Consider the following 13,809-nt stretch of genomic DNA (forward strand, 5'->3'; position numbering starts at 1 on the left):
CATCTATGCTTAGATCGGTTCTACTTAAAAGACTAAGTGACTCCTTGTTATTATTTGGATAAAGAGAAGACATACTATCCATAAATGCTCTTAGGTCAGCCTCCTCTTCTTTTGTGCCAAGACCTATTAGTTTGCCCATCATGGTTGGCTTGCCATCAACAGAGTTTTCCTTTAATATATCAGAATACATTATAAGGACTTGATCTTTTGCTTCTTCTAAAGTTCTTGGCTGTTTCATCGACATGGCGTTGCGATCTTGTTCGGTATTGTAACGCTTAGAAAGCATATTGTCTATTTTGCTTATCGTTTTTGCAACCCAATTATCTTCATTTTCGTCTATGTCAATAATCTCTTTTATGCTCTTTCCAACTGGACTATACCATAAAGCTTCTATTTTGGCCTTTTCATCATCTTTGGTATCTTTAGCCACGTTTTCTTTTTGGATAGTTGTTTCTTGTATCGGTGTATCGCTAAGTCCGTTTATGCTAGTTATCATTTCAGCCCCCCCCCTTACGCTGTCTTATCTACTTTAAGTTTTGCTACTTTTTCTAAAATTTCAAACATACTCTTGCCACTATCAAATTCACTCTTTATAAATTTATAAAGCTCCTTAAATCTCTCATCGGCTTCAAGCTTATAGGTGTGAGATTTTTTAGTAACTTGTATAGGTGTAAATTTCTTCTCTTTCTTCTCTTCTTCGTTTTGCGTTTCAAGATCGTTGATGGAATTTATAGTCTCTTTTGCTAGCTCCTCGTCAAGCTCTAAACCAAAGCGCTCCTTTAGTGCAAATTTAGCCCATTTGCCTTTAAACTCATCGACACTCATATCGCTATCAAGTAATTCAGCTGTCTTACTACCACCAAAAGCTATAAAAGAGAGGATTTTTTTATTTGCAAACTGATCTATAAAATCATCAACGCTAAGCTTTTTGCTATTTAATGGATCTTTAAAAATCCCCTTTGGCTCAAACGCTGGATTTCTCTCAAGCCCTAAAGCACCGCTATCATCTATAAATTTCTTTAGCTCATCTATCTCATCTTTTGAAAAAGAGTCGTCATAGCCCATTAGCTTGCCAAGTATGCTTACTTTTGCCTCTCCTTCGCCTTTTACAAATCCAGTGAGTGAGTGATCGTATCTGTCGTATTCTCTTGCTCTTTCTTTATTATCTAGCCTTGCATACTTAGAAAATGTCATACCATGACCCATATCGTTACTAAGTATCTCATTTATATCGTTAAATTTAAAGCCCATCTCTCTTGCTATGTTCTCTCTTGAGAGATAGTTAGGGGTTGAAAGATTATTAGAAATTTGCATTTTACTATCCTTGGTTTTTATGACTATCAAAGCGTTATATCAAATTTCGTCTTTTTTGTAAAAAAGTTTATATAGGTATTTATTTATAAATTAGGCTTTACATAAAAAAGTAGCTAAAAGTTAGAAAAAATAGACAAATTTCACACTATCATCACTGCAGCTACGGCAAATCCGCCGTCGTGAGTTATGCTAAGGCTTACTTCTTTGATATTAAAGCTTGTATAAATTCTTGGGCTAAATTTTATCTTTGGTGCGTTTCTTGCATCTTTACTGAGCACAATGTCTAAAAAGCCACACTCTTTGCTGATGCCCACACCAAGGGCTTTGCTAGCTGCTTCTTTGGCCGCCCAAAATCCAGCCAAAGTCGCATCATTTTTTGCTAGCGCGATCTCGCTATCACTTAAAAACCTCTTTAAAAAAAGCTCGCCGTGACGAGCCTTAAGCCTTGAAATTCTATCTATCTTAACGATATCGATGCCTATCATTGCACCACAAAATCAGTAAAAAATATGTTTTTGATGTAGCCATCATTTAGCACTTCATTTAGCTTACCAACGATCTCGTCTTTTAGCCTATCCTTACCTTTTGCGGTGCTTACTTCTTCGTAAGTTTTAGAAGAGAGCGTTCTTATGATGATATCTCTTAAAAGTGCCTTTTTCTTATCAAGTTCGGCAGTTAGTAGCTCGTCGCTTTGCTCTAGATCGATCTTAGTTTTAAGAAATCTCGAGCCATTTTCACTAAGTAAATTTACGACAAACTGATCGAGCGGATATATCGGTCCCATGTTCGAATAGTCGTTGCCACCGCGTTTTGCTTTGTTTTGAGCGGGTGCTGGTTGAGTTTGAGTCTGAGCTGGTGTTTGCGCCATATTTGCCTCTTTTGGCTCGTCAGAACTAAGCATCAAAAACGCCACTAGCCCTCCGATAACTAGCAATAAAACAAATATCGCTATGATGATTATCATCAAAGCGCCATTGCCACCTTTTTTTGCTTTTTTCTCTTCAACTTCTTCAGCCATCTTTCCTCCTTTAAGTTTTGGCTATAATTATACAAAAAATTCACAAAAATGAGAAAAGATGATACATAAAACCAACGCCGCTAGGCTTTTAGACAAGCTAAAATTAGAGTATGAGATACTTGAATACGAAGTCGATCTAAACGATCTTTCAGCCGTTCACGTAGCAGCTAGCACTAAGCAAGATATAAAGCAAATTTATAAGACGATCGTCTGCCAGTGCGAGCCTAAAAATTTTGTCGTTGCTTGCTTGCAAGGCGATCTGGAGCTTGATCTAAAAGCACTTGCTCATGCGTGCGGAGCCAAACGCTGCGAGCTTATAAATTTAAAAGATCTAGAAAAGATAACTGGCTACATCAGAGGCGGCTGCTCGCCACTTGCTATGAAAAAGCATTTTGCCACATTTATCGATGAGCGAGCAAAAGAGCAAGAGTACGTGCTAGTAAGCGCTGGAGTAAGAGGCAAGCAGATAAAGATAGCTCCAAATGACCTTTTGAAGGCTTGTGAGGCGGGTTACGCTGATATCGCTAGGCTAGCCCTTTAAAAACTCTATAAATTTAAACTTCTCGCCTAAAAACTCAGGCGAGAGTAGAAATTTTGCCTGTTTTGCGGCATTTTCATAGGCTTGCTTGCTGCCTTTTTCAAGCACCAAAGATAAAATTTCATCCACACCAAAGTCGCAAACTAAGGCATCATTTTGTTTTTTAAATTTAAGCATCAAAAAGCCAGCCAGAGAGAAAGCCTCTTTTACCTGCTTAAAACAAAGGCTATAAGTTAGATCTGAGCTTCTAAAATATGGCGCAAGGTTTGAAATTTCAAACAAAGAAAAAACTTGATGATCCTTAAAAACTCTTAGGCTAAACTCATTTTTTGGCTCAAATTCGCCGTAGTCAAAGCTTAAAAATCTAATTTTCTTTGCCGCATTTGCAAGCTGGAGCGCAAATTTAGCATAACTAGTTGATATCTCGCCCTTTTTTATGCCAAATTTCTTTGCAAGGGCTAGTAAAATTTGATCCGCTTTTTGCCAGTGAAATTTTAGATCGCTATCCACAAAAAGCATATTATCTGTGTCTATCACCTCGCAGCTAAATGCGTCAAGTAGCTCATTTGATATGACAAAAATTTCATCAAACGAGCACTCGCCCAAATTTTCATAGTGCCCTACTCCAACCTCGTCACCAAAGCGATTTTTAAAGGTTTCAAGCTGTTTTTTGCGTAAAATTTCATGAGGTTCGATGATGATAAACTCTAAATTTGACAAAATTTCTGGCTCAAGCGTAAAGACACCTTGTGCAAAATCAGCTAGCATATCACCCGAGTTTGCGCCGATCTCCACGACCTTGCAAGAGCTAGAAATTTCGCCATTTTTAAGTAGCTTTACAAAGTAGTTTGCAAGGCAGGCACCAAAGAGGTAGCCAACGCTTACATTTGTGTAAAAATCACCTTTTTTGCCGATATCCACGCCAAATTTATAGTAGTTTTCATTGACCCAGATATCAAAAAACTCGCTAAATTTCATAGATCAGGCAACTTCCAGCCTCTATAAAATGCAAACATCCTGACCGTTATGCCAGCAGCTAGCAACAGCATGGTAAAAAATATGTTGGTAAGGCCTAGATGATAGAGGATAAAGTAAGCAAGCCCCACGCCAAGGCTTATCGTGCCGTAAAGTCCTGTGCGCAAAAACCATGGGACTTCATTTAGCAAGATATCTCTTAAGATACCGCCACCAACGCCGTTAAAAAAGGCGATCATCATGACGCCAAAGATGTTGTAGCTATACTCAATGGCAACCATCGCTCCAACGATAGAAAAGCAGATAACGTCGATCGCATCGGCAAAGATAAAGACAAATTTCTTCTCCAAACCATCTCTTTTTATATGCAAATTTGTGATCCTAGATACGACAAGCATAAAGATGACGACACTTACTGGCATGTAGTGAGTAAATGAATAAACTGCCCTGCCAACGAGCATATCACGCACGATACCACCTCCAAGTGCGGTCAAAAAAGCAGATAAAAAGACGCCCAGCCAGTCACACTCTCTTTTTACTGCAAACAAAAAGCCACTAAGCGCAGCTGATGCGATACCGACGTATTCGACAAAAAGTATTAAGCTCATATTTTTTCCTTAAAAATGGGCATTTTATAATGAAATCTCATAAAATTTCATTAATAAATTTTTAAATAATAGTTTATTTTAGGCTATAATAACAAAAATTTTAAATAAGGAAATTTGATGAAAAAAATTCTAACTTTGCTCTTTTTGATCGGCTCATTTTTTGCGTTAAATTTAAACGCTGATGTGATCCAAAATCAAAAACTAAAAAACGCGATAAACATTTTAAACGCTTTTGGCACTAGAAATTTAAAACCAAACACCAAATTTACAGGCATCAAAGCCATCGCCATCATCCCAGACGTAACAAAGGCAGGCGCGATCATCACTGGCTCAAAAGGCAAAGGCGTATTTATCGCTAAAAACGACGATGGCGAGTGGTCAAGCCCATTTTTTGTAAATTACACATCTGGCAGCATCGGACTTCAGCTAGGATATAGCTCGGCAGATATGATCATCTTGTTTAAAAACTCAGAAGCCTACGCAAGCTTATTTAACGCAAAAGATACGATCAGCCTAAAAGCAGAAGCGACTAGCGGCGTTGGTAACGAAGTGGCAATAGCCAGCGATTTGCCTGAAATTTCAGCATTTGTCGAGGAGCGTGGCAAGACTAGTGGAGCTTTTGTTGGCGTTAGCTTAGACGTGGCAAGACTTAAGATAAACGCACAAGATACAAACGACTACTACGATAGAATGTATGAATTTGAGGATATCTACAACAACAGCCCAAAAGCTAGCAAATATACAATCAAATTTAAAGAGATAATCTCAAAATACTTCTTATAAAAACCTCACGTCTTGGCTCTTTTAAAAGAGTCAAGCTCTTTTTTTAGCATTTTAAAGATTTTTGAAATTTAGTTTATAAATTAGCAAGATTATGGCTTAGCCTTTTGCTAAACCATAAATAGTGATACAAAGCGTTTTTTAGGGATCGGAGAAAATTGAGTCATATATTCAAACGCCTCTTCGTAGTCGCCGTCAGTGTATTGTGCGACTTGCTCGATAAGCTCGTAAAGCTCTTCGTCATCCATCGAGTCAAAGCTGCCTCTATTTTCCAAAACCTCTAACAAAACGGCGTCTAATTCTAGCTCGTCGTAAGTCATTTCGTTCCTTAATTCTGATTTAAAAAATGCGAAACTATACCAAAAGAAGCTTATAAAATACTTTACTTTAAATTCGTAAGAAATTTTATGCATTTTTTAGTAGCAAAGTTGTAAAATTTCTACTTTCATTATCAATTTGATAGGGATTTTGTGGAAGACTTTGAACTATTTTACAAGCATTTTAACGAGTTTTTAAAAGCTTTTGGTCAAAAAGGCTCTGAGATAAAAGAGCAAATTTTGCGTGTGCTTTTTGCTAGCAAGTCGCATCTAAATGCTCAAGAAATTTGCCAAAAAATTTATGAAACTTACAAAAATGAAATTTCAATGACTTCGATATATACCTTTTTAAATTTTCTTGAAGAGCACCATCTGGCAAATAGTTTTGAGCAAAATGGTGTTAAAAATTACGAGCTAAATTTAAAATCCTCTCACGATCACTTGATATGTGAAATTTGTGGCAAAGTGGTTGATTTTGAAGATGAGATGATAGAGCAAAGGCAGGAGCAAATTTGTATCCAAAGTTCATTTAGTGCAGAGTCTCACAAGATGATACTTTATGGAATTTGCAGTGATTGCCAAGCAAAAAATGGGATTTAAATTTATCATTTCATTTTACTTTTTGATAATGAAAGACAAAAAAATTTCAGATTTGTTTAAGTTACAGATTAGATAATACGCAGACAAAATAAAAGGATTAAAATGGATATAAAAACACAAACTTTAGCACAAGTTGCAAGCTATTTTTCGATGATTGCTCACACAAATGGCAGACTAAGAGTAAGGGTTAGCCCAAAGATAAAAGAGCTAAGCAGTAGCGTAAATTTAGCCAGTTTAGATGACATGATAGCTCAGATAAATGGCATAAAAAATGTTAAATTTAACAAGCTAATCGGCTCTGTAACGATCGAATACGATCATGAAATTTTCCCTAAAAATCTCTGGGAGGATCTCTTAAAAGGGCAAAATTTAGAAGAAATTTCAGCTAAAGTAAATGAAGTAGCAAGAGAAGTAAAATATGCTTAATGAGCTTTTAAACGCCTCTTATACGAGCGAAAAAAACGCACTTAGGCTATATGAAAGTCTAGCTTCGTTTGGCGAAGTATTTGATCAAATCGCAAGCGTGAGAAAAAATGCGATCATCTTGATAGAGAAATTTGCATGCGCGCATGAGTATGAGCTTGTTTGCGAAAATGAAGCTATCTTTTTGCCAGCAAAAAATAAAGAAGATGCGCTGATAGAGGCACTAAACTATGAAAATGAGCTAAACAAAATGTATGAAAAATTTTGTGAAAGCTTAGACGATGAGGAGCTAAAAGATCTATTTTTTAGACTTTGGGCTACTTCAAATAATGAATATATCGCCTCTTTAAAGCACTGCTTAAAAGAAATTTATAGCGGATGTGAGGCGAAAAATGAGCTAAATTTAAATGAAATTTCACAAAATTTTGAGCAAAATGGCATAACAAACATTTTAGAAAGCTATCAAAATGACTTTAATGAGATAACTAAAAGCTTGCAAAATATCGCAAGTGGCAAGGCTGATAAAAGCGAGTTGGCAAAGATCACAAACAACCCAAATTTCTCGTTTTTTAGCGGGCTTGCGCTTGGGGCATTAGGCATTTCAGTAGTTAGCAAAAATTTAAATAAGGACGAAAAAGATGAATAATTTACAAAATCAAACAAAGAAAGGATTTAAAATGGCATTACCATTTTTAGCAGGTTTAGCAGTAGGCGGTTTAGCAGTAGTTGCTTGGAGTAAAAGAGATAAGATCAAAGAGTGCGCCAAAGATGGCTTAGATAAAGGCAAAGAGGCTGCAAAAGATCTTTACAAAAAAGGCAAAAACGTCGCAAAAGACGCAAAAGACTTCATAGTTAAAGAAGAGAAAAAAGCAAAACGTGGCGTTAAAAAAGTAGAAAAAGAGGCTGAAAAAGTGGTTAAAAAAACAAGAAAACCACGTGCTAAAAAGCCAGCAGCTCCAAAAGCTATCACACCAAACGATATAGCTTAAGGATAGAGAATGCAAGAAAATAGTCTTTTTACACTTTCAAACACAAGGCTTCCATTTGATCACTTCATCAGTGGAGCCTTGATCGCTGGTATGGGTGCGGCTGCGCTTGGCTTTAGCGACTATCTAAACAACAGAGCAACTAAAAAAGACGTCGCTAAAAAGATAGCAAAATACGCCGTAACTGGTGGTTTTGTAGGTGCTGTTGGTATTCACGCTTCAAATTTGATAGCACAAAAAAAATATCTAAACGCAGCAGCTTTTACTGCAGCTGGCATCGGCGGTCTTTTGATAGCTGAAGAACTAATAAAATTGGAGAGTAAATAATGAATAACCCTTATATCAATGAAGAAAACGCAAACGAAGTAGCAGCAAATAACGCAGCAGCAACTCAGCCAAGTGCAGTTGATAATGCGATAAATAATGCAGCTCAAAATTTACCATTTGTACCTGAAAATTTTAACGCAGCTGGCTTTGTAAAAGGCCTACTTTTAGGCGGCATAGCAGCTTATGTGCTAACTAATCCAAAAGCACAAGAGTGCGTATTTAAAGCGATCATCAAAGGTGGCGAGCTAATAAACGCTGGCATAGAAGAACTAAAAGAGCGTTTTGAAGATGTCAAAGCAGAACTTGACTCACAAAAATAAGGTCACTCTAGCTCACAAGAGCAAAAATAGAGCGAGGTTTATTTGCGAGAGCCTAAACGCTAGAAGCGATGTTAGCGCCATCGAGGCTGCGATCTCAGAGCGAACCGATGCAAAAAGCGTGCGCGTAAATAAATACGCAAAAAGCATTGTCGTCGAGTTTGATAAGAGCTATGAGAAAATTTTAGATTTTATAAAAAGCTATGATTTTCCAACCAAGCCAAAAGATGAGAGCCTGCCTAGCAAAGCAAATATCTACAAAGCTGCTGCTGCACTTGGTGTAACGCCATTTATGAGTAATAAAACTCTAAAATCAGCCGTAACTCTTTACGCCACAGCTCCAAATTTAATAGAAGGCGCAAAAGAGCTAAGGCATGAAGGCATCACCTCAAAAGTGCTTGAAGCAACTGCTATTGGCACAAGCCTTGCAATGGGCGATCATTTGGCTGCAAATAGCACAAATTTGATGATAAATATCGGCGAATACATGGAAGAAAGTGCTAGCCACAGAAGTGATGATCTCATCAAAGAGCTAGCTAAACCAAACATAGAAGAAGTCTGGGTCGAGCGAAATTTAAACGGCGAAAAGACGCTTGAAAAGGTAAAAACCGAAAATTTAAAAAAAGGCGACATCGTAGTCGTGGGAGCTGGCGAAACGATAGGCGTTGATGGCTACATCGTCGAGGGCAATGCTGATGTCAATCAAGTCTCAATGACTGGAGAGGCCGAACCCGTGGCAAAAGCTAGAGGCGACCGCGTCATAAGTGGCACTGTTGTCGATGAAGGTAGGATCAAAATTTGGGCTGAAAACGTAGGTAGCGACACCGCAACCGCAAGGATCAAAGAGTACATCCAAACTTCACTTAATGAAAAATCAGCCATCGGCGTAAAAGCTCTAAAACTAGCTGATAAACTAGTGCCAGTCACACTCTCTCTTGCTGGGCTTTCTTATGTTATAAATAAAAATATGAACAGCGTTGCTAGCGTGCTTCAAGCTGACTACTCTTGCGCGCTCAAGCTTGCTACGCCAGTTGCGTTTAAGTCAAGCATCTCAAAAGCTGGCAGAAACGGCATCCTCATAAAAGGCGCAAAGGCGATCGAGGCTCTAAGCTCGGTTGATACATTTGTCTTTGACAAAACAGGCACTCTAACTCACGGACGCCTAAGTGTGGTTGAAATTTACTCTTTTAAAGATGGATTTTCAGAGGCTGATATCTTAAATTTAACCGCAAGTGCCGAGGAGCACTACTTCCACCCAGTAGCTGAAGCGATAGTTGAGGCTGCAAACAAGCGTGGATTTAGCCATATCCACCACGACGAGGTTGAATTTATCGTAGCTCACGGCGTAAAAACTGCGATGCACGGCAAAGAGGTCGTTATCGGCAGTAGGCACTTTTTAGAAGATGATGAGATGATAAGCTTTAAAGCTCACGAAGCACTTATAAATAAGGCTTTACAAAGCGGTTTAACCCTGCTTTATGTAGGATACGACAAAGAGCTTGTTGGTGTGATCGCTATGAAAGATGATATGAGAGCAAACGCTAAAGATATGGTGGCAAAACTACGAAATCTTGGCGTGAAAGAGATAGTTATGCTAAGTGGCGACATAAAGAGCAAAGCTGAAGAGGTAGCGCGCGAGCTAGGGCTTGATAGGGTCTATGCTGAGTGCTTACCAACTGACAAAGCAGCGATCATCGAGGAGCTAAAGAGTGAGGGCAAAAAAGTCGCTTTTGTAGGTGATGGCATAAATGACGCGCCAAGCCTAACAAAAGCAAATGTTGGCATCAGCATGCACAAAGGTGCTGATATCGCTAAAGCAACAGCTGATATAAGCCTTTTAAAAGATGACATCATGAGCGTAGCGCTTGCAAAAGAGCTTGCTAATAAAACTATGAAGTTAATTAGCTCAAATTTCCGCTCAACCGTTGGCGTAAATACAGCCATACTAAGTGCCGCAACGCTTGGCATGCTAAATCCAATAGCAACTGCCATGCTTCACAATGGCACGACGATCTGGCTTCTGCTCAACTCAATGAAGGGCGTGAAGATCAAGTCAAAATAAATTTGAAAGGATAGATGGTGTTTGAGAATTTCTTAAACTTTTTAAACGGCAAAATGGATGTAGCCAACGACTTTTTATATGGATATTTTTTGGTTATCATCCTTGTAGCTTCAGGAATTTACTTTAGCTACCTTACCCGTTTTGTGCAGTTTAGGATGTTCTTTGAAGCTTGCAGAGTTCTGGTAGAGAAAAAGGATAAGTATAACAAGCACCATCTAACGCCGTTTCAAGCGCTGATGATCTCGACTGCTTCACGTGTCGGCATCGGCAACATCGCTGGAATTTCAGCTGCCATCGTCGCAGGTGGTCCAGGAGCACTTTTTTGGATGTGCTTGATGGCGTTTTTAGGCTCAGCTTCAGCCTTTATCGAGAGCACTTTGGCTCAAATTTATAAGACAAAAGATGTCTTTGGCTTTAAAGGCGGACCGGCTTATTACATCAAAAACGGGCTTGGTATAAAGTGGCTTGGCTCTTTGTTTGCCATCATTCTTATCATCACCTATGCTTATGGCTTTAACGGACTTCAAAGCTACACCATGACCTCTGCTTTTGAAATTTACTACGACAAAGCAGGCAACAACATCACCTTTGCACAAAGTGGCTTACCTATTGGCATCGGACTTATCCTTACAGCATTTACAGCTGTGATGTTTTTTAGCAAGAGCCACATCATCGGCAAAGTTAGCTCATATATCGTACCTTTCATGGCGCTTACTTACATCTTGCTAGCTATCATCGCAATCGTTTTAAATTTCAAAGAAATTCCAGCCGTCATCAAAATGATCATAGAAAGCGCCTTTGATTTTAAAGCGATATTTGGTGGATTTGCTGGAAGCGTGATCGTAATAGGCATAAAAAGAGGCCTTTTCTCAAACGAAGCTGGCATGGGTTCAGCGCCAAATGCAGCGGCTGCGGCGCACACAAGCCACCCAGTCAAACAAGGGCTAGTGCAAGCAATGGCTGTCTTTATCGATATGACAATATGCGTCGCCTCTGGGATGATCGTGCTTTTTTCTCAAGCATATCTTACAAAACAAACTGGCGTAAGTGGCGAAGTGCTAACCGCCCTACCTCTCGTTCAAGCAGCGATGAAAGAGTATTTTGGCGACTTTGGACTACACTTTACGACCCTTGCAGTAGTGCTATTTGCCATCACATCGCTCATCGGCAACTACTACTACGCCCAGGCAAATATGAAATTTCTAACAAAAAGCAAAAATTTAACTCTAGCATTTAAGATCACAGCAGTGATTATGATATTTATAGGCGCTCAGATGAACTTAAAACTCGCTTGGAATATCGCTGATATCACGATGGCGGCTATGGCTACGATAAATATCATCGCCATTTTCTTACTCTCAAAAGTGGTGATAATAGCGATAAAAGACTACGAAGCTCAAAGAAAAGCTGGTAAAAATCCAGAATTTGACCCAGAGAGTCTAGGCATCAAAAATACAAGCTGCTGGAGCAAAAACTAAAGGAGAAAATTTGGGAAAAGATATAAAGATAAGCGGCAAACTACTAGACCTAAACACCCATAGACAAGTAGCAAAGGTCGGCATGAGCGTCACTTTGGCATCTGTTTGCCTAAGCGCACTTTTTATGAAAAATAGATCTGTTAAAAAATTCCACGTAGCTTCTGGCATCGCATTTACATGCTTTGCGCTTTACCACGCTGGACTTTACGACAACGGCATCTTTAAAAAGATGATCGTAAAAGCAAAAACTGCTTCAAAAAAGGCATAAAATGAGACTAAGCGACGCTGAAATTTTAGACTACATAAACGAGGACCTACCCTACTTTGACCTCACAACGTCGCTTCAAGATATCGATAAAAAAGCCTCGCTTGAAATTTACTCGCGTGATGAAATTTGCGTTAGCTGCGTAGATGTGGCAGCAAGCATAGCAAGGCTACTTGGCTGCGAGAGCGAAATTTTTGTCAAAAACTCTCAAATTTGCAAGGCTGGCGATGTGATCATAAAAATTTATGGTAGCTACGAAGATGTGCATAAGGCTTGGAAACTAGCCCAAGTCGCACTAGAATATGCTAGCGCCATCGCAACCTACACAAATAAAATGTCAAAAGCTGCAAAAAGCGTCAATGAAAAATGTGAGGTCTTAGCAACCAGAAAGAGCTTCCCATTTGCGAAGAAATTTTGTGTAAAAGCCGTGCTTGAAGGTGGTGGTGGTATGCACAGACTTGGGCTTAGCGACAGCGTTCTTTTCTTTAAAAACCACATAAAAGCCTACGCTAGCTTTGATGAATTTCTGTCACATTTGCCAGAGTTTAAAGCCAAAATGGTCGAGCGAAAAATCTGCGTCGAGGCTGAAAATTTAGACGAAGTAGGCAAGCTTTTAAAAGCAGAATGCGACGTCGTGCAGTGTGATAAATTTAGCCCAGAGCTTATCAAAAACGTGCTAGCTTTAAGAGATGAAATTTCACCAAACACTATGATACTAGCAGCTGGCGGCGTAAATTTATCAAACGCAAAAGATTATGCAAATGCCGATGCGATAGTCACTTCTGCGATGTATTCAAAAGGCGTTGCAGATATCAGCGCAAGACTTGAAATTTTGTAAAATTTTACATATAAAAATACATATAATTTATATATAAAATAACAAATATCTCTAAAATTTTAAAATTTATGAGCAAACATACCATATCGCTAAATTTAAACTTGCTAGAGTTTTAAATCGCATGCAGTGCTTTAGCACCATTGCATGCCACCTCTAACGTCGTCGGGGTTAGGGGATTGTTAAGGGGGAAGGGAGCGACTTCGTAATTCAAGCCTCTTCCCCCTTAACAAAGAAACAAACATTAAATTTATAAAAATCTATTTTGCAAATTTTAAAATTCCATTCACTCGTAAGAATTGACTACTAAAATTTGGCTTCGCTCACCGCTTAGCTCAAATTTTAGAGCCGAAATTACTCGTTCATGAAATTTTAAAATTTGATAGATATTTTTGTAAGTTTAATTTAGATTTTATTAACGACACCAAAGATTAAATTTAAAAGATTAACCCCCAACCCAGTCTAAACCAGGTTGGAGTTTATTAAATTCAGTAATTTGCATTAAACAAATTTGATTTTGTTAAAACTCTAAAGAAAGAAGTTAAAACCTCTTCTTCCTAACCTCTTCAACTATAGCTTTAGCCATCTCATCTACTTCTGATGTTACTTCGTTTGCTTGGTTTGCAATTACTACGTTTTCTTTTGTTAAGTGATCTATTTGAGCAACTGATTGATTGATCATATTTATGCCTTCACTTTGCTCTTTGATTGATTCACTCATCTCATTTATTGATTGAGCTAGGACATTTGTATTTGCTTCTATCTCACCAAGTGATTTTTGAGTTCTCTCAGCTAGTTTTCTAACTTCATCAGCAACGACTGCAAAGCCTCTACCATGTTCTCCTGCACGTGCTGCTTCAATTGCTGCATTAAGAGCAAGTAAATTTGTTTGATCTGCTATATCTCTAATGATAGTTATGATGTTTTTAATTTCATCACTTTGTCTTATAACATCAGCCGTCTTTT

19 protein-coding genes and 1 pseudogene are annotated in these 13,809 nt (G+C 38.5%); 12 read left to right on the forward strand and 8 right to left on the reverse strand.

Features of this window, described 5'->3' with window-relative positions:
* The 4 genes and pseudogenes from CVS81_RS09405 to fliL form a co-directional block, all read right to left on the reverse strand.
* A pseudogene (locus CVS81_RS09405) lies at positions 1-496 on the reverse strand (cell surface protein); the annotation flags it as partial.
* Positions 497-510: 14 nt separating this feature from the next.
* Entirely contained in the window at positions 511-1,314 is an 804-nt protein-coding gene (locus CVS81_RS10075) for a hypothetical protein (protein WP_107965808.1), read from the reverse strand.
* 140 nt (positions 1,315-1,454) lie between these two features.
* A complete protein-coding gene (gene acpS / locus CVS81_RS09415) occupies positions 1,455-1,799 on the reverse strand; it encodes a holo-ACP synthase (RefSeq protein ID WP_107965809.1) in 345 nt (114 codons plus the stop codon).
* A complete protein-coding gene (gene fliL / locus CVS81_RS09420; RefSeq protein ID WP_002942267.1) occupies positions 1,796-2,332 on the reverse strand; it encodes a flagellar basal body-associated protein FliL in 537 nt (178 codons plus the stop codon). The genes acpS and fliL overlap by 4 nt, the downstream gene beginning before the upstream one ends.
* A gap of 58 nt (positions 2,333-2,390) precedes the next feature.
* On the opposite strand from fliL, the gene ybaK reads away from it, so the two are divergent.
* Positions 2,391-2,873 (forward strand): Cys-tRNA(Pro) deacylase, encoded by a 483-nt coding sequence (gene ybaK, locus CVS81_RS09425; protein WP_107965810.1) that lies wholly within the window; start codon positions 2,391-2,393, stop codon positions 2,871-2,873.
* On the opposite strand, the gene CVS81_RS09430 is transcribed toward ybaK, so the two are convergent.
* Both CVS81_RS09430 and CVS81_RS09435 read right to left on the reverse strand, forming a co-directional pair.
* A complete protein-coding gene (locus CVS81_RS09430; protein WP_107965811.1) occupies positions 2,862-3,848 on the reverse strand; it encodes an SAM-dependent methyltransferase in 987 nt (328 codons plus the stop codon). The genes ybaK and CVS81_RS09430 overlap by 12 nt on opposite strands.
* On the reverse strand, positions 3,845-4,453 hold the full coding sequence (locus tag CVS81_RS09435) for a trimeric intracellular cation channel family protein (RefSeq protein ID WP_087582202.1): 609 nt from the start codon (positions 4,451-4,453) through the stop codon (positions 3,845-3,847). Before CVS81_RS09435 ends, CVS81_RS09430 begins: the two co-directional genes overlap by 4 nt.
* A gap of 117 nt (positions 4,454-4,570) precedes the next feature.
* Between CVS81_RS09435 and CVS81_RS09440 the strand changes: the two genes are divergently transcribed.
* A complete protein-coding gene (locus CVS81_RS09440; RefSeq protein WP_103572077.1) occupies positions 4,571-5,236 on the forward strand; it encodes a lipid-binding SYLF domain-containing protein in 666 nt (221 codons plus the stop codon).
* A 107-nt stretch (positions 5,237-5,343) separates the two neighbouring features.
* Here the strand turns inward: CVS81_RS09440 and CVS81_RS09445 are convergent, their stop codons facing one another.
* A complete protein-coding gene (locus CVS81_RS09445; protein WP_002942234.1) occupies positions 5,344-5,553 on the reverse strand; it encodes a hypothetical protein in 210 nt (69 codons plus the stop codon).
* Positions 5,554-5,703: 150 nt separating this feature from the next.
* On the opposite strand from CVS81_RS09445, the gene CVS81_RS09450 reads away from it, so the two are divergent.
* The 10 genes from CVS81_RS09450 to modD all read left to right on the forward strand — a co-directional run bounded on the left by CVS81_RS09450 (position 5,704) and on the right by modD (position 12,846).
* Positions 5,704-6,150, forward strand: a complete 447-nt coding sequence (locus CVS81_RS09450; RefSeq protein WP_107965812.1) for a Fur family transcriptional regulator — start codon at positions 5,704-5,706, stop codon at positions 6,148-6,150.
* A gap of 102 nt (positions 6,151-6,252) precedes the next feature.
* Positions 6,253-6,576: an HMA2 domain-containing protein gene (locus CVS81_RS09455; RefSeq protein WP_009293946.1), complete on the forward strand. Its 324-nt coding sequence runs from the start codon at positions 6,253-6,255 to the stop codon at positions 6,574-6,576.
* Positions 6,569-7,219: an aminotransferase gene (locus CVS81_RS09460; protein WP_107965813.1), complete on the forward strand. Its 651-nt coding sequence runs from the start codon at positions 6,569-6,571 to the stop codon at positions 7,217-7,219. The genes CVS81_RS09455 and CVS81_RS09460 overlap by 8 nt, the downstream gene beginning before the upstream one ends.
* Positions 7,220-7,250: 31 nt before the next feature.
* Positions 7,251-7,562 carry a hypothetical protein gene (locus CVS81_RS09465; protein WP_232523957.1) on the forward strand — a complete coding sequence of 104 codons (312 nt, stop codon included), beginning with the start codon at positions 7,251-7,253 and terminating at the stop codon, positions 7,560-7,562.
* Between the two features lie 9 nt (positions 7,563-7,571).
* Entirely contained in the window at positions 7,572-7,886 is a 315-nt protein-coding gene (locus CVS81_RS09470; RefSeq protein ID WP_009293949.1) for a hypothetical protein, read from the forward strand.
* On the forward strand, positions 7,886-8,206 hold the full coding sequence (locus tag CVS81_RS09475; RefSeq protein WP_103647333.1) for an oxidoreductase: 321 nt from the start codon (positions 7,886-7,888) through the stop codon (positions 8,204-8,206). Before CVS81_RS09470 ends, CVS81_RS09475 begins: the two co-directional genes overlap by 1 nt.
* Positions 8,175-10,265: a heavy metal translocating P-type ATPase gene (locus tag CVS81_RS09480; RefSeq protein WP_410369097.1), complete on the forward strand. Its 2,091-nt coding sequence runs from the start codon at positions 8,175-8,177 to the stop codon at positions 10,263-10,265. Before CVS81_RS09475 ends, CVS81_RS09480 begins: the two co-directional genes overlap by 32 nt.
* A gap of 14 nt (positions 10,266-10,279) precedes the next feature.
* Positions 10,280-11,743 (forward strand): alanine/glycine:cation symporter family protein, encoded by a 1,464-nt coding sequence (locus CVS81_RS09485; protein ID WP_107965814.1) that lies wholly within the window; start codon positions 10,280-10,282, stop codon positions 11,741-11,743.
* 10 nt (positions 11,744-11,753) lie between these two features.
* Positions 11,754-12,011 (forward strand): hypothetical protein, encoded by a 258-nt coding sequence (locus CVS81_RS09490; RefSeq protein WP_009293953.1) that lies wholly within the window; start codon positions 11,754-11,756, stop codon positions 12,009-12,011.
* A 1-nt stretch (position 12,012) separates the two neighbouring features.
* Positions 12,013-12,846, forward strand: coding sequence for a ModD protein (gene modD, locus CVS81_RS09495; RefSeq protein WP_107965815.1), 834 nt, complete (start codon positions 12,013-12,015; stop codon positions 12,844-12,846).
* A 538-nt stretch (positions 12,847-13,384) separates the two neighbouring features.
* Here the strand turns inward: modD and CVS81_RS09500 are convergent.
* Positions 13,385-13,809, reverse strand: a 425-nt coding sequence (locus CVS81_RS09500) for a methyl-accepting chemotaxis protein (RefSeq protein ID WP_234399556.1), incomplete at its 5' end; no start/stop codon positions are given.

This window comes from Campylobacter concisus (assembly GCF_003049065.1).
GTDB lineage: Bacteria > Campylobacterota > Campylobacteria > Campylobacterales > Campylobacteraceae > Campylobacter_A > Campylobacter_A concisus_BE.